Raw genomic sequence first — 16426 nt, 5'->3', positions numbered from 1 at the left:
TAAAATTCACTGTATTCAGTGTGTTAAACAGTATCAGAATGCACTTTGATAAGGCAGAATACCCGAGTTCAGCATTTGAGCCGTACCAAGGCTATGGCCGCCGCTCAAACCACGTAATTCGATGTTAAAGCCTATTTTGTTGTCGTACTTACTGGTTTGGGCTTGTGCATTCCAGCCAGTTATTTTGCGTTCGTAGCCAAGGTTTACCGCCCAGCAACAGGTGTTGTATTGTAGGCCAACTAACTGACTGGCAGGCTGTTTGGCTTTGGTATCGTAATAATACGCCCCGACGATCGCCCAACGGTCAGCTATTGGCCAACTGGCAGTGGTACCTACCTGAGAGATGCCTTGCTGGTAGTCAGGGTTGTATACTTTAGGGACAGCAGCCTGAATATATTTTGGGCTCGCGTAGCGGTAATTCAATTGAATCATACGATCAGCGTCTTTTCTATATTCCATTATAGCGTTACCTAAGGTCAAACTCCCCAGCCGCGTATCATACTGTGCGCCGCCCTTCAGGCCCAGTTGATCGTTGATCCGCCAAAAAGTATCACCAGCCCAAACTAGGCTCCCTGTATCGTTACTGTCATCGATGGCTTCGGTATTACCTGTGCGTGATCGACTAAAGTAATAGATTTGACCTACAGAGACATTAAAACGTTCAACCCGTGCATCATCATATATGCGAGAGGTTAAACCGGTAGATACCTGATTAGCCGATGCAATACGGTCCAAGCCACTATAGGTACGATCACGGAACAGGCCAGAGTAGTCCGACTGCATCAACGTGGTGTCATATATATAGATATCATCTTGGTTCCGGTAAGGGACGTAGAGATATTGTGCGCGAGGCTCCAATGTTTGGGTAAAACCCGTCGCCCAGTCCATTGACCTATCGAATACCACCTTACCATCCATTTTAAACTGTGGTAGGACTCGGGTTACTGAGTCTTTCAGTTTGGGGTTGCTAGCATTGTCAGCAAAACTGGCCGGAATATCCTGTTGATAATGGGTGGCCAACAGCTTGGTTTCTGTATTTATGCTTCCCCAGCTATTAGATAAGGGTAGGTTAACCGTAGGTTCAATATGGAAACGGCTGGCTTCCGGGTTATTCGGATTGACACTAGTGAATTTGGCCGCCTGACCATAGACATGCATATCAAATGGACCAACATCGTTTTTATAGTAGTTCATGTCCAACTGTGGCTGGGCACGGTAGGCATTGCTGTTACCTGCAGCAGTAAATACCTGGAACTGCTTGGAAGACAGAGTCGCATTCCAGTTTTCATTGGCATAGCCGGCAGTGAATATTTGTGTCGCGTAGCCATCGGTTGTCGAACCGTACTGAGAGGTTAAATCAGTAAAGTAAGCGGGGTCGCTGACTCGGGTATAGTTGATGTTGAAGCGCCAAACTTGATCCATCACACCAGAATGGCCCCAGTAGTATAACCAGCGGGTGGCATTTTTATCTGTGCCGTCAGGCCCTGTATAGATACGGTCATTGGGCAACCAGTCTAATGCCATGGTGCCTGAACCCGGTGCCAGCAAATAGCGGAACTCGTTTTGCCATTGCAACCCGCGCCTTTCCATATAGTGTGGCGTAATGGTGGCATCAAAGTTGGGGGCAATATTCCAGTAATAAGGGAGTGAAAACTCAAAACCATTGTTACTGGTGAATTTAGCATTTGGGATCAAGAAACCCGAACGGCGTTTATCACCTACTGGCAATTGCATATAAGGGCTGTAAAACACCGGGACTTTGCCAATTTTAAAACGAGCATTCCAGACTTCAACCACTTGTTCTTCGCGGTCATGAATGACCTCTGAGCCAACCACGCTCCAACTGTTATCTCCGGGTAGGCAAGAGGTAAATGTGCCGTTTTCCAAAATGGTGTAGCGGCTCTGATCGCGCAATTTCATCAAATCTGCATCACCACGGCCCTGACGGCCCACCATCTGATATTTACCTTTGTCCATATCAGTATCTTTGGTGTTCAGATTTGACCAGCCTTTTGGTCCTTTCAGTTTGATTTGCGGATCGTCATAGTTTACATCGCCGGTGGCGGTAACGGTACGAAGGGGAATGACTTCACCGGGTTTCTGTACCTGTGTCAGTTCCACCTGGTTCGCCGTTAGGGTGCTATTGCCTTGCTGAACAATAACATTGCCAGTAAACAGGGCGTTATCCGGATAATTCGCTTCGGTTTTATCCGCATTAATACGGACCGGCAGTTGATTCGGATCACCTGTGACCAGTGGTTGATCATATGTTGGTACACCGAGCATACATTGCTCCGCAAGGTCTGCCAGTGTGTGTTGACTATATAGTGCCGTCCAAATCAATGTGGCCAGCAGTGTTGGGAATCTTTTTTTCATACGCGGTTTTGGTGTTCCGTCATCGGGGGGCATCATGCCGGCAAACGGTTTGAGACTATATCACTCATCACAGTTGCGCTAGTGTTAAATCTGACCGTTTACTCGTCTCGCCGTTAGGCGCTGAGCTAATTGCCGAGTATGATAATGCAAATTTTGGCTGACGGCATGGTGAATTGAGGAGTATATGCGGTATTGGGGAAAACTGCTCGGTCTGGTATTGGGCGTAATGTATGCTCCTGGCTTTATTGGAGCGCTATTGGGGCTGCTTGTTGGCCATATGGTAGACAGGGCGCTTGGCGCAAAACGCCGCGGTTTTTTTGCTGATCAACAGACACGGCAATTACTTTTTTTCCGTACCACTTTTCAAGTCATGGGGCATTTAACCAAGGCTAAAGGGCGTGTTACGGAGGTTGATATCCAGCTCGCTAGCCAATTAATGGATAGGATGCAATTACATGGCGCAGCCAGAACAGCGGCACAGCAAGCGTTTCGTGAAGGGAAAGAAAGTCACTTTCCGTTGCGAAAGACGTTGCAGGAATTTCGCCGTGTTTGCTTTGGTCGCTTTGACTTAATTCGGATATTTCTGGAAATTCAATTACAGGCCGCATTTGCCGATGGCTCTTTGCATCCAAATGAGCGTCAGGTGCTGTATGTGATTGCTGAAGAGTTGGGGATCTCCCGTGGTCAATTCGATCAATTCCTGAGCATGTTCGATGGAGGGCGTCAATTTGGTGGTCATGGGGGGGGACAAGGTCAGTACTCCCAAGGTGGTTACCAGCGAGCGGCCCAAGGCCCGACTCTGGAAGATGCATGTAAAGTTTTGGGGGTAAATAGCAGTGATGACAGTGTGGCCATCAAGCGTGCTTACCGTAAGCTTATGGGGGAACATCACCCGGATAAGCTGGTTGCCAAGGGGTTACCCCCAGAGATGATGGAAATGGCGAAGCAAAAAGCGCAGGAAATTCAGGCTGCGTATGATTTGATCAAACGCGAGAAAGGGTTTAAGTGACTTTTTTATCGGTAATTAAGATAATTTTCATCGGTGATTAAGACAATATACCCAAAATAATTCGAGTTGCAGGAAGGCGGCAACGGAGTAAGTCCCCAGGCTCTTACATCAGTAAGTGACTAGGGTGAACGAAAGCAGCCAATACACAGGCAGTTTGAAATATGACGGGTATATAGTGATCGGTTTCAGTTGCTGGAGCATTGTGTTCTGACAACTGAAACCTGATCTGTTCTTAGCGTCGCTGATGCGGTAGGGCGCTGATAGGGTGAGGATAAAACCTAAGCTCTACATTTGGTGCTCATTTCCTGTGCCCTGCGATGCCTTTTGCTGCACTGCTATATCTCTCGCGGCACGACAATATCAAAACTCCGCTTCACAGTGGAAATGCATTGGCGTCCCAAACTCTGGATGGGTAATACATAACTGCTGTGCATGTAGCTGCAACCGCGGTGCCATCGCTTTAGCTTCTGGATGGGCATAGAAACCATCACCGAGGATAGGGTGCCCCATGGCTAACATATGGACCCGTAATTGATGCGAACGCCCTGTAATGGGTGATAGCTTCACTCTGGTGCTGCCGTCGTCATCACGTGAGATCACTTGGTATTCTGTTTGCGCAGACTTACCGGTTTCATAGCAGACTTTCTGTTTTGGCCGATTCGGCCAGTCACAAATTAAGGGTAAATCAATCAGCCCTTCATCTTGAGCTAAATGGCCCCAAACCCGTGCAATATAGGTCTTCTTGGGTTCACGCTCACGAAACTGGCGCTTAAGCTCACGCTCAGCGGCTTTGGTTAATGCAACCACTATCACACCACTGGTCGCCATATCTAGCCGATGTACAGACTCTGCGGTGGGGAAATCACTCTGAACACGCATCATGACGCTGTCTTTATTCTCTGGTGCGCGACCCGGCACGGAAAGCAACCCACTGGGTTTATTGACTACCATGATGTGCTTATCTTGATACAAAACGATCATATATACCCATTTTTACATGCTTATATACCCGTCATACTTCAAGTTGCATGTGCGTTGGCTGCCTTCGTTCAGCCCAGTCACTTACTGATGTAAGCCCCTGGGAACTCCCTCTGTTCGCCTTCCTGCCACTCGAATTATTTTGGGTATAACGCATTAAATTAATTTACTTATTTAGACTTTTAACGAGTCAATAAAGTTTGAGCGGTTACTCTTGTTCGAGAGTATATCATTAAATAATAAAATTTTTTATAGGTTAAAATGTAGGTTTTAAAATGAGTTAAAATCAGCATGTTACATTTATATTTCTGATTAATTCAAGTGATAACAAAAGAGTAATATCGTCGATAACCTGTGCAGAATAGCATTGTCGCCAGTGACGATTATTTATTTTAGATGCTATTATTGATTAGAGAAACTGTAAATAAAATAGCCTGATTAAACTAAGGGAGACAGTAGAGTAATACGTTCAAGCCACAAGAAAATAAAATGTATACTGCAACATATTCCTCTTTTTATTTGTCTTTAGGTAGTCGAGTTTGCCATGTATTTCTTGTTGAATATTAACTTAGTTAAACCTTATTAATAAGTGACCATAATTGAATTAAAAATGATATGTAGCCTAAGTTGTTATTCCAAAGTGCACAATGCTGTCATTCAACTCTTTAAATTATTAATTAAAATAAATGTCATTCCAGATTATAGGCGGAATAAATGTAATGTTCCATTTAATATACTTCTTTATTTATAGCGCAGTGTATAATATGTCATACCAATTTTAACTTAATTAGGTCAAACAAAAATGTAGTCAAAGTCTGGGGATAATTTATCGAGTCGAATAATGAATTTTTACCTTCTTTTTATAAAGATGATAAAAGCATTCACTCTGAGGATAGCCGCGCAGTTCGGGCGCTGAGAGACTGTGGGCCATTTTTATTTATTACTATGTGGCCTTGGAGAGTGGATAGCACCAGGGAGCTTAATCCGATAAGTTTTAACGTTGGCAGAGAGGTGAGATTAAGCTGACGCTGAATGTATATATTTGGGATAATAGTGTCCATAACAATAATGGACACTATTTGTCAGATACGTGTATGACCAAAAGCGAGGTATTGGGAGATTATACTATTGAAATGACTAATTATATCCAGTGATAATACCTCTTAATATCCAGAGATTTTAGATCCTTTTGCATGCCAGATAGGACACTAGAGGAAGTTCAGGTAGCCGTAATTAATAAGTGCATTCGCCTTCTTTATACGATAGCGGATTTTTGCTCTGACCCAACTGTCAGCAGACCATTCATTTTTTACCAGTTCCTTACCAAAAATATCTGAAGCGATATCCCGGTGTGAGAAACCTTGTTTTCTGTCATCGATGGTCTTCAAAAGACCTAAGTATTGCTCCTCTTTGCATTCCACCTCTATCTTGTGATTGACAATACTCTGTAATAACTCAATATTTTTAGCGAAAACATCAGATTCAAGGTTCAAAGGGATATAGATATAGAGGTTTGAATCATCTTTTAATGCATCTGCACTCTCGATAAAAAGCTGAAAGTACCCATTCTGACTAAATATTTTTACGCACAGTGTATTGTCATGCATTAGAAGACGTTGATGTTTTACTCCCGGTAGGTTGGACATATCTCCCCATGTATATCCCCCTTTGACGTTTCCAGTATTACTGAGTTTAACTCTGACTGAACGGTTACTTAATTTTAGTGACCAAAAAACATTTGTTGGGTCAGAGTTATAAGGGTCAATATATTTCATCACTCCCCATTTTTTTTCCGCATTCAAATCTAGCTCTGATTGGATTAATTCAGAATCATCTGGTATGCCCCCTCTATTAGTAAGAGTATTTTTCATAAATAATTCCCAATCGCTGATATATTGTGGATTTCGCCGCAGGCATTCCCACGCGAAGTCATTATATAGCTTCTTTCTCATATCTATGTCCTCTTATTTTGGCTATTCATCCACGTCATCGTGCTAATGGTTATGTAAATTTAATAAATGTATGAAGGGTGAAAAAATCTGCGAATAAGTTTATCCCTACTACTGTTTTTTGTCCTAGGTTATTTCTTAAATAAGAAAAAAATAAAGACATAATAGCTATAACCTATGACAACAGAGAATAGCTATAACCTATAACAGGTATCTTAATCAGGATGATTATAAATTATACAAACAGGGAGGTTATAAATCATGTACTTGACTTTTAAATCCTACATAAGGTTAGCCTCAACCAGCGAATAGCAAGGAATAGCAAGCTATTTTTGATTTTAAAACGGATGGACAATAATATGAGTGATATATTTCCTCAAGCATTATTTGGCGTTGAATATGATCCGGCCTATGGCGAGATTGAGTCCATCCTCTCTCAATTAGATGAGTCTGCGGACCCGCTTTCTCGCCCGCATGAACCTCCCCAAATAAACTGGCACCATATCAGTGAACAAGCCAATAAATTGCTAGAACAATGTTTTGACTTACGTGTAATGCTTTGGTTTATAAGGGCTAATATTCATATAAAAGGAATATCGGCCCTCTATGATGGCTTTATGCGCATCAATGCACAAACCCAAGATACTGATGTTGTTATCTATCCTCAGTCGGAAGAACCACCGTTAAATAGCGGGCATGCCGCCGCATTAGGTTGGTTATCTACAGCACAATGTATTGCAGAGTTTAAAACTGCACGCCTTACAGAAGAGCACCCTTACATTTTACAAGATCTTATTACGATGGAAGCATTGCCAAATGGTCAGGAGCGATATTTTGTTACATCTTCGACATTACTTTTAACTGTCAATAATTATTTCCAACAGAATGGATTGCCAGATTTAAAAGACCAATTGACAAAAGTAGATATGTTGTTGGAACAAATTGAGTCATATGCAAATCAATCCACAGAGAGTTACCAACTGCATTGTGAACAATTACGTATTTTCTTAAAAAATAACATTTCTCAGCTTTCACAATTGAATGCTCCAACACATGACGATCCAGAAACTGTTTATCAAAAAATAGATAGTCATGAACCTCTTGATACTCAATCCTTTAATTCAAATGATAGGAGCATTCGCTCTCGGCAAGAGATCATTATGATGCTGGACCGTATTCTGGAGTACTTTCAACATTATGAGCCTAGTCATCCAGCTCCAATATTCATTCGCCGCACCAAAGAGATGATAGGTATGGATTTTTATTCCATTGTTGAAGAAATTCTGCCTGAAGCTGTAATTACATTAAAACAGTTTACCGGAAAAACTAACCTACCGTTTCGATGAGGGTATTTAAATGGCCAAAGATGCGAGCTCGCAAAAATTTATTGGTAGAAATAATGCACCTAGAGTGCAAATTGAATATGACGTCGAAATATATGGTTCAAATAAGAAAGTAGAGTTGCCTTTTGTTACCGGCGTGATGGCTGATCTTTCTGGCCACAGAGCAAAGCCTCTTCCCGCCGTTGAAGATCGTAAATTCCTTACTTTTGATCAGGACAATTTCGATGCCCGGATGAGAGCAATTAAGCCTCGCCTTAAATTCTACGTCGATAACACCTTGAGTGAGGATAACGAACTCCTGGATATCGAACTGGATTTTGAGTCAATGGATGATTTTTCTCCCGGATCGTTAGCACGGCGTATTCCTCAAATGGAAAAACTGCTTGAAGCACGTACCCATCTGGCTGAATTGATCACCTATATGGATGGTAAAACCAGTGCGGAAGAGGTGGTTAAACAACTGCTTGAACAACCTGATTTTTTACAAAATCTTGCGACCGATGCACAGGGAACGATTTCGAAGCTCAGCCAGGATGATGATGCTTTAGTGGAAGATGACGACGGAGAAAAATAGTGGAGAACATGCAGAAAGCCCAACTCAATGACACGCCAGACATCAACGTCGATCTTGCTGAAAACGAGTTAGATGACATTTTAAAACGTTCTTTTCGCCCTCGAACTGACGAAGCTTCCGCCACAGTACGTCGTGCTATAGGTACGCTTGCTGCGTATGCCAATAAAGGTCAGGTGAAAGTCAATCGTGATGTGGTACTGACCATTGAGTCTTTAGTCGCTGAAATTGACGAAAAACTTTCCGAGCAAATGAACCTTATTCTGCACCATAAAGAGTTCCAAAAGCTGGAGTCAGCTTGGCGAGGGCTTAGCTATCTTGTTGATAATACAGATGCTAATGAAACCTTAAAAATACGGGTACTTAATATTAGCCAAGATGAGCTAGGGAAAACGCTTCGCCGCTATCGTGGCTCTGCATGGGATCAAAGCCCGATATTTAAACAGGTCTATGAACATGAATATGGGCAGTTTGGTGGGGAACCTTTTGGCTGCATGATCGGCGATTATGAGTTCGATCACAGCCCACAGAGTGTGGCTCTGCTGACTGAATTAGCCAAGGTGGCCGCCGCCGCTCACTGTCCTTTCATTACCTCTTCTTCCCCAAGCATCATGCAGATGAATAACTGGAGGGAGCTGGGTAACCCTAGGGATATCGGCAAAATCTTTACCACACCTGAATATGCGCCATGGAGACGTTTACGTGAGAGTAATGACTCCCGCTATCTGGTACTGACTCTGCCACGTTTTCTTTCGCGTCTGCCGTATGGTGCCAAAAATCATCCTATTGATGATTTTGCCTTTGAAGAAGTGGTTAGCCCTCATGCCAGTGAGGATTTCACTTGGGCGAATGCGGCCTATGCCATGGGCGTCAATATTAACCGTGCCTTCAATGAATACGGTTGGTGTTCAAGGATCCGCGGTATTGAGTCGGGTGGTTCCGTGGAAGAACTTCCGGCCTATGCTTTTCCTTCTGACGAAGGCGGATATGAACTCACTTGTCCGACAGAATTGGCAATTTCGGACCGTCGTGAGAACGAGTTATCCAATGCTGGATTTTTACCGCTGGTCTACCGTAAAAACTCAGACTTCGCCGCCTTTATCGGATCGTGCACCTTGCATGCACCGGCAAACTATGATGACCCCGATGCGACGGCGAACGCCAGATTATCGGCCCGTTTACCTTACATTTTTGCCACCTGCCGTTTCGCCCATTACCTCAAATGTATTGTGCGCGACAAAATCGGTTCGTTCCGCTCGCGGGATGATATGCAACTTTGGCTTAACGACTGGGTGATGAACTACGTCGATGGTGACCCCTCCATTTCAACAGAAGCCACTAAAGCTAAACGCCCACTGGCCGCTGCTGAAGTTCAAGTTGAAGACGTAGAGGATGATCCTGGTTTTTACCGCGCTCACTTCTATTTACGTCCTCACTACCAACTTGAAGGTATGACGGTTTCTCTACGGCTGGTTTCTAAACTTCCATCCAACAAGGAAAGCGAAAAGAAATAAGCGCTGTGAATATCACTCGCTTCTTAGAGAGGAATATAAACATAAATATCAAGGAGGTAAGGCCAAAATTAAATAGGAAAGTACATTTTTGACGGGGCAACTTTTGGTTGCCGAATACTGATTTAACCCAACTTTAATGACATTAATTCAGGAGTGAAAAAATGGCAGCTTTAGTCGATTACTTTCTCCATATCGAAGGTGTAGATGGTGAGTCTCCCGATCAGCAGTATAACGGATGGATCCAAGTGCAGGCCTGGCAGTGGGCCGAGGAAAATGCGGGGCGCTGGGGACTAGGTGGCGGTGGTGGTTCTGGGAAAGTCGAAATGAAGGACTTCGAATTTCGCATGGTGAGTAACAAAGCATCACCAAAACTATTTTTGATGTGTGCCATCGGTGAACACATTCCTCAGGCCAAGTTGGTGTGTCGTAAATCGGGTCAGGGTCAACAAGACTTCCTGATCGTTACCTTCAGTAACTGTCTGGTGTCCTCTTTTAAGACTGTCGGCAACATGCCTATTGGTAAAGGGGACGCAGTATTCACCGACACGGTGCTGCCAACGGATGCCATTAGCCTTAACTTTGCACGTATCGAAGTGGAATACAAAGAACAGCAACCTGATGGCTCTATGGGGGCCGTGATTAAGGCTGGTTACGATCTGAAATTGAACAGCCGCATTTAAGTCAGAAATGCATTAAGACTGCTCTCGCGGGTTAGGAGAGCAGTCTTCCAAACGGGATTGGGGAGGGCTAATTATGGACATTTCAGCACCGATACTTTTTGACAAATTAAGTCTCCGTCATGAACACGTTCGCTTACCTCATTGGCGTGAAGTGATTGTGCGCGATATTGAATCTTTATTGAATGACTCCGCACACAGTGCCCGGTTGAAGTTAAAAAAGTATCCGCATTGTGAGTCTTCCGTATTGAATTATGGGCTGCCTTCGCTCAGCCAGCAGGTACCGGTAATCACCGACTTGCTGGAACTGGCCAGACATATACAGCGGATCATCGCCACGTTTGAGTCACGTCTGGATCCGCGCTCAATAAAAGTGGTGCCGCTGATTAATAAAGGCGAAACCTGGGTGCTGGCCATCCTGTTTGACATCCATGCCCGGTGCAACCTACCGGGCGAAGAGCACTTGGTCAATTTACGCATCGCGCTCGATTACTCCTATGGAATGGTTCGCGTTCTCTAAATAACGCACAGAGATAAAACAGGGAAACCGTCATGCCCAACGAAAGTTTTCTGGCTCTATACAACGAAGAGTTGCGTTATCTGCGCGAAGATGGGCAGCGCTTCGCTCATATGCATCCGCAAGTCGCCCAACACCTTGGGTTACATGCTGATGGTGTGCTCGATCCTTTCGTCGAACGGCTACTAGAAGGCACTGCCTTCTTGAGTTCCCGTATCCAACAGCGTTTGAACAACGAGCATCCTGAATTTGCTTTGCAAATGCTTGGGCGTTTGGCCCCACTTTGGTATACGCCCCTGCCGTCGATTGCCACCATTGCCATGGCTCCAGATCTCACGTCACCGCAATGGCACTCGCGCGTTGTATTGCCTAAAGGTAGCCGCGTGACACTGAGTGACAGTTCGCTGAACAACCGGTTGGCGAATTTCTCTACTGGCCGCACTCTGAAAATACAGCCATTGGTCATTGAAAATGCCGAGTGTGCCAGCACGCCACCGGCGTATTTACCGCAATCTGTGGCTTCACAATTGCAAGCTGGTCAAGCCCATTTGCGTCTACGTCTGACCACTCAGGGGGTCGCTTCTTTATCCGAGCTGGATTTCGCCCCGATGAACCTGACGCTGGCGGGGGGAATAATTCAGTCAAATCAGTTACTCACGACACTGTTGAATAACACCTTACACATTGTTTTGTGGGCCAACACGGATGGGAAACCTCTGGTCAAAGTTCTTACCAAAGAACATCTTCGCCAGGGAGGGCTGGATGAGCAAGAAGCACTTTTACCTGTGGCGATCAGCGAAATGCCTGGAAACCGTTTACTACGGGAATATTTTGCTGCTCCTTCGCGTTTTTTCGATCTGGAACTGCATGGCCTCAACGACTTCCTGCAACAAGGGGACGGCATTCATACCTTTGAGGTGCTGTTTGTACTGGATCAGCGTCCCCTACATTTGATTGACAGGGTCACTGGCAATGACTTCCGACTCTTCGCCACACCTATTATTAACCTGTTCAAACGCCGTTGTAGCCCGGTGCTGATTAATGGTGAACATACCGAATATCCCGTCATTGTTGACCCACTGAACCCCCGCTTGTACGAAGTCCATCATGTACTTGGGGTCAACGGTTTGTTGAGCGAAGGGGGGAGTGTGCAGTTTTCTTCCCTTCATGGCCATGCCCGTTTTGATGATGACGATAAAGTGGCGGGTTACAGCATTCGCCGTCGCCGTGACTTCACGGATAAAAATCATCAGAAAAATTCACCTTTACCTCATGACAGCTTATTCATTTCCCTTTCACCGGGGACCAGCGGGATTGATATTGATCACGTCAAGTCGCTGTCGATTGAAGCCATGGTGTGCGAACGCCACTTAATTCCCAGCCAATTACAGCATCCGGAATTCAAGCTGGAAATTGCCCTGCCAGTGGGGCAGATAGAAATGCTGCGCCACCCGGCAAAACCACAAGGTGTGCCGAATATTGATCAAGCCTGGCGGGCGTTACAACTGATTGCTAACAATCCGCTGCGTTATGCGCTGCCTGATGTCACCGATTGCTCGCCGCTGCTAAAAGATTGGCTATCGATATTTTGTCAGCATGAAGAAGCTAGCCAGCATAAGAGGATCACTAGCCTGACTCACGCCAGTGTGGCGCATAATTTTGAACGTCATACCGCTCCAGGGCCGATAGCCTGGAGCCGGGGGGTTGAAGCCACACTGGATTTCAACAGCAGCCACCACAGTGATAAAGGCGCATTCCTTTTTGCGCGGATCCTGCATCACGCGCTGTCAGAATATTGTGAATTAGGGCAGACCCTGAGATTGCACATGCAGGTTGATGGTGAAACCTTCGCCAAATGGGGGCCTGTCAACTATGGCTAGCCTCCAGACGCTGAAAAACACGTTTCTGCCGGGTATCTCGGCCAGTCAGGACTTTTTCGAGTTGCTGCGTCGGATTGAGCGTGCCACTCCAGAGCAAGGCCGGCTTGGTACCCAACGTGATCGTAGCCATCTGCGGCTACGTATTATTCAGCCTGCCGATATGGGATTTGCACCGCGTGAAGTGAGTGATATCAGGCAAACGCTGAACACTCATCAGCACCTGGCAGAGATCACCATTTTCTGCCGCCATTTTGGTTTATTTGCCCCGTATGGCCCGTTGCCAATACATGTTACCGAACATGCTCGTAACGAAGCGTTGGCTAAACGTAATCAGGCCTTTGAACATTTTGCGGGCATTCTCAGCCAGCGAATGGCGATCTTGCATTATCGCTCTTGGGCCCAAATGCACGTCGCCGTGGGGCATGATCGCGCGTCAGCCAATCCCTTTATGAACCATGTGCGTCAAATCGTGGGCCTAACACCACAGCAAGCGCTGAATTCACATGTGGATCGGGTACGGCGTTGCTTTCCGGGGGTGTATCTGCCGGGAAGAGGGTCATTACGCAAATTACAGGAGATCCTGAGCCTGTATTTCTCGGTTCCTATCCGTGTTGAAGCCCACAAAGGATTGTGGATTGACGACTCGCGCAATGTAGAAAGTCAACGCATGGGGCGGTTGGGTAACACGCGTATTGGCAGCCGTTTCTTCGATGTGCAGCACAGCCTGGTGTTATCTATTGGTCCGGTATCTGACCCCCAATATCTGGATTTTCAACGCAACAGCAAACGCATTAACACTCTGGTGCAAATCTGCCATGACTTTGTCCGCCATCGGATGGTGCTGGACGTGCAATTAATCATACAGACCTCACCCAATATGGCTTGTCGTCTTGGCGGTGGAACGCTCAGCCGCCATAGCTGGTTAAAGCCAGGCTCAGCCTTGAGTATACAGCCAATTTATAGAACGGTTACCTAGCTATGGGAGCGATAACGGTGTATCAACGCGAACGTCTTTTTAATCGATTGGGCACTTTTGCCTATAAAACTTTTGTTGAAGCCACCCGTCTTTGCCGCAGTCATCGGCATGAGTATGTGGAGCTTGAACATTGGTTAAAAATTCTCATGGATCAACAGCGTGGGGATATTCCTGCTCTACTGACGCATTACGGACTGAGCCAAACGGTTATCTCCACGCAATTGGATCGCATTATTCAGCATATGCCCGTCACCAAAGCATCGGTGCAGGATTTATCATCACGCTTGGAGTCCGTGGTCGAAGGCGGGTTGGTGTTGAGCCAATTGATGGCGTCACCTTCTCCTATCCGTACCTCACATATTTTGCTGGCACTATTGCAGGATACCCAGCATCAGCGCTGGTTATACCGCCTGTGTGATGAATTCAAAAAGCTGCCGGTTCCACAGGTTGCAGAGGAATATGAAGGCCTGCTGGTTAACTCCATTGAACATACCAACGAGGTTCAGGGAGGCGATACATTAGTGACAGAAACGCACAGCAGCTCGTCAAAAGAAGCGCATGCGGCATTGAATAAATGGTGTAACGACCTTACCCAGCAAGCCCGTGACGGTGAGATTGACCCCGTTATTGGTCGTGAAGCAGAACTACGTCAAGTGATTGATATTTTACTCCGTCGCCGTCAGAACAACCCTATTTTGGTTGGGGAAGCGGGGGTTGGTAAAACGGCGGTGGTTGAAGCGCTAGCGCGAAAACTGGCCAGTGGCGATGTACCTCCGCTGTTGCAAGGGGCTCGTCTGCTTTCTCTGGATTTGGGGAGGATGCAAGCCGGTGCCAGTATGCGCGGTGAGTTTGAGTCACGTCTTAAATCCCTGATAGATGGCATCAGCCAATCGGATACCCCGGTTATTTTGTTTTGTGATGAAGCCCATACGTTGGTGGGGGCTGGTGGGCAGGCGGGTACGGGTGATGCGGTCAACCTGCTTAAACCTATGCTGGCGAGGGGCGCATTGCGCATGATCGCCGCCACCACCTGGTCAGAGTATAAACAGTTTATTGAACCTGATGCCGCGCTGACCCGGCGTTTCCAGCGGGTATTGATTGGCGAGCCAAACGAATCTACCGCCGTCGATATGCTACGGGCGATTGCGCCACATTTTGCTCAACATCATAACGTCACTATCCGCGACGGTGCTATTCACGCGGCGGTGCGCCTGTCATTACGCAACCTGCCTTCCCGGCAGTTGCCTGATAAAGCTATCAGCCTGCTCGACACCGCTTGCGCGCGGGTCGCGCTCAGCCAATATGCCCAACCACAGGCGATTGAACAGCTATCAGCCCAACTGGATGTGCTCAAAACCGAGCATCAATATCTGGTACGGGAGAAGCAACTGGGCGAAGCGGTTGATCAACGGCTAGATGAAGTTCAGACACAGATTCAGGCGTTTGAACATGAACTGACCGTCTTGCAAAGCCGCCATCTGCATGAGCAACAGCTAGTGAGGGATGTTCTGCCGGAGACAGAAGGCAGTGGCATGATGACGGAAAATGCCCGCTGGGGTGAACTGATGGCGTTACAGGAAGAGTCGCCACTGGTCTATCCATGGGTTGATGAGCAGAGCATCGCCGCGGTGCTTTCCGATTGGACCGGGATCCCTTCCGGCAAAATGTTGCAGGATGATATTGAATGCGTGCTGAATCTTGAACAGCGTCTCGGTGATCATATTTTCGGGCAACGCAACGCTATCAAAGAGATTTCACAGGCGATACGTATTGCTCGGGCGGGCATCCAGTCTCAGGAGCGGCCACTTGGAATCTTCCTGCTGGCGGGGTCAACCGGTACGGGCAAAACAGAAACGGCCAATGTACTGGTCGAAACCTTGTATGGCGGTGCCCATAACCTTATCACCTTCAATATGAGTGAGTTCCAAGAGGCGCATACCTTATCCACGCTGAAAGGCGCACCTCCGGGCTATGTCGGCTATGGCAAGGGGGGGAAATTAACCGAAGCGGTAAGGCGCAAACCTTACTCGGTCATCCTGCTTGATGAGTTTGATAAAGCTCACGCCGATATTCAGGACGCCTTTTATCAAGTCTTCGACAAAGGGTGGATGGAAGATGCCGAAGGGCGTCGGGTCAGTTTCCGCCAGTGTTTCATCTTACTGACCTGCAATCAGGGCGCTGAAGAGATCGAACAGGCTTACCTCACTGCCAACGATATCAAACCAGGTGCATTAAAACCGTTGGTATACGACGCCCTGTTGCGCCGCTTTGCGCCAGCGCTGTTAGCCAGGGTCAATATCATTCCTTATATCCCATTAGATCAGGACGCTCTGGCACAGATCGCCTCTCATCATCTTGCGCGCTTACAAACGCGACTGTGGGACGAAATTGGTGCCACTTTGGTGACAGAGGGGGATATCCCCGCCTGGATAGCCTCACGGGTTTGCAGCCATCCGAACCATGGTCGTGCGGTGGAAGAACTCTTGCGTCAAACCTTACTTCCCGCTGTTGGCAATGAAGTGTTGAAGCGTCGCCATGAGGCTGAACCGCTGAGAGAGATACGCCTGATTGTTGAGGATACAGAACTGAGTATTGAGTTCGCGTAGCTGATGTTTAGTCGACAACGGTTGTTGAGC

At 46.5% G+C, this 16426-nt stretch carries 12 protein-coding genes; 9 read left to right on the top strand and 3 right to left on the bottom strand.

What is annotated here, in order from left to right:
• Window positions 1-33: 33 nt before the first annotated feature.
• Window positions 34-2376, bottom strand: a complete 2343-nt coding sequence (gene lptD / locus AC971_RS05080; protein ID WP_025382546.1) for an LPS assembly protein LptD — start codon at window positions 2374-2376, stop codon at window positions 34-36.
• A gap of 184 nt (window positions 2377-2560) precedes the next feature.
• Between lptD and djlA the strand changes: the two genes are divergently transcribed.
• Window positions 2561-3385, top strand: a complete 825-nt coding sequence (gene djlA / locus AC971_RS05075) for a co-chaperone DjlA (protein WP_025382547.1) — start codon at window positions 2561-2563, stop codon at window positions 3383-3385.
• Between the two features lie 360 nt (window positions 3386-3745).
• On the opposite strand, the gene rluA is transcribed toward djlA, so the two are convergent.
• On the bottom strand, window positions 3746-4366 hold the full coding sequence (rluA, locus tag AC971_RS05070; protein ID WP_025382548.1) for a bifunctional tRNA pseudouridine(32) synthase/23S rRNA pseudouridine(746) synthase RluA: 621 nt from the start codon (window positions 4364-4366) through the stop codon (window positions 3746-3748).
• A 1205-nt stretch (window positions 4367-5571) separates the two neighbouring features.
• Complete coding sequence (gene rovC, locus AC971_RS05065; protein ID WP_025382549.1) at window positions 5572-6315, bottom strand: hexameric transcriptional regulator RovC; 744 nt, start codon at window positions 6313-6315, stop codon at window positions 5572-5574.
• A 329-nt stretch (window positions 6316-6644) separates the two neighbouring features.
• On the opposite strand from rovC, the gene AC971_RS05060 reads away from it, so the two are divergent.
• From AC971_RS05060 to tssH, 8 genes are all read left to right on the top strand, one after another.
• The gene (locus tag AC971_RS05060; RefSeq protein WP_025382550.1) at window positions 6645-7658 is read left to right on the top strand and encodes a type VI secretion system protein TssA; all 1014 of its coding nucleotides are present in this window, start codon (window positions 6645-6647) and stop codon (window positions 7656-7658) included.
• Window positions 7659-7668: 10 nt separating this feature from the next.
• On the top strand, window positions 7669-8229 hold the full coding sequence (gene tssB, locus AC971_RS05055; protein WP_025382551.1) for a type VI secretion system contractile sheath small subunit: 561 nt from the start codon (window positions 7669-7671) through the stop codon (window positions 8227-8229).
• A gap of 8 nt (window positions 8230-8237) precedes the next feature.
• Window positions 8238-9740 carry a type VI secretion system contractile sheath large subunit gene (gene tssC, locus AC971_RS05050; protein ID WP_038402545.1) on the top strand — a complete coding sequence of 501 codons (1503 nt, stop codon included), beginning with the start codon at window positions 8238-8240 and terminating at the stop codon, window positions 9738-9740.
• Between the two features lie 161 nt (window positions 9741-9901).
• Window positions 9902-10420, top strand: coding sequence for an Hcp family type VI secretion system effector (locus AC971_RS05045; RefSeq protein WP_025382553.1), 519 nt, complete (start codon window positions 9902-9904; stop codon window positions 10418-10420).
• Window positions 10421-10493: 73 nt separating this feature from the next.
• Window positions 10494-10937 carry a type VI secretion system baseplate subunit TssE gene (locus tag AC971_RS05040; protein ID WP_025382554.1) on the top strand — a complete coding sequence of 148 codons (444 nt, stop codon included), beginning with the start codon at window positions 10494-10496 and terminating at the stop codon, window positions 10935-10937.
• A gap of 32 nt (window positions 10938-10969) precedes the next feature.
• Window positions 10970-12814 carry a type VI secretion system baseplate subunit TssF gene (gene tssF, locus AC971_RS05035; RefSeq protein ID WP_025382555.1) on the top strand — a complete coding sequence of 615 codons (1845 nt, stop codon included), beginning with the start codon at window positions 10970-10972 and terminating at the stop codon, window positions 12812-12814.
• Entirely contained in the window at window positions 12807-13790 is a 984-nt protein-coding gene (tssG, locus tag AC971_RS05030) for a type VI secretion system baseplate subunit TssG (protein ID WP_025382556.1), read from the top strand. Before tssF ends, tssG begins: the two co-directional genes overlap by 8 nt.
• A gap of 17 nt (window positions 13791-13807) precedes the next feature.
• Window positions 13808-16396, top strand: coding sequence for a type VI secretion system ATPase TssH (gene tssH, locus AC971_RS05025; protein WP_025382557.1), 2589 nt, complete (start codon window positions 13808-13810; stop codon window positions 16394-16396).
• Window positions 16397-16426 lie beyond the last annotated feature (30 nt).

Origin of the sequence: Yersinia similis, assembly GCF_001053095.1 — a bacterium.
In the GTDB taxonomy this organism is placed as follows: Bacteria; Pseudomonadota; Gammaproteobacteria; order Enterobacterales; family Enterobacteriaceae; genus Yersinia; species Yersinia similis.
This window is presented reverse-complemented; position numbering and strand designations above follow the sequence as displayed.

Coding starts and splice junctions, on each gene's coding strand:
- rovC (WP_025382549.1), bottom strand. CDS start 6,315: ATGAGAAAGAAGCTATATAATGACTTCGCGTGGGAATGCCTGCGGCGA.
- rluA (WP_025382548.1), bottom strand. CDS start 4,366: ATGATCGTTTTGTATCAAGATAAGCACATCATGGTAGTCAATAAACCC.
- tssC (WP_038402545.1), top strand. CDS start 8,238: ATGCAGAAAGCCCAACTCAATGACACGCCAGACATCAACGTCGATCTT.
- AC971_RS05045 (WP_025382553.1), top strand. CDS start 9,902: ATGGCAGCTTTAGTCGATTACTTTCTCCATATCGAAGGTGTAGATGGT.
- tssF (WP_025382555.1), top strand. CDS start 10,970: ATGCCCAACGAAAGTTTTCTGGCTCTATACAACGAAGAGTTGCGTTAT.
- lptD (WP_025382546.1), bottom strand. CDS start 2,376: ATGAAAAAAAGATTCCCAACACTGCTGGCCACATTGATTTGGACGGCA.
- djlA (WP_025382547.1), top strand. CDS start 2,561: ATGCGGTATTGGGGAAAACTGCTCGGTCTGGTATTGGGCGTAATGTAT.
- tssB (WP_025382551.1), top strand. CDS start 7,669: ATGGCCAAAGATGCGAGCTCGCAAAAATTTATTGGTAGAAATAATGCA.
- tssG (WP_025382556.1), top strand. CDS start 12,807: ATGGCTAGCCTCCAGACGCTGAAAAACACGTTTCTGCCGGGTATCTCG.
- AC971_RS05040 (WP_025382554.1), top strand. CDS start 10,494: ATGGACATTTCAGCACCGATACTTTTTGACAAATTAAGTCTCCGTCAT.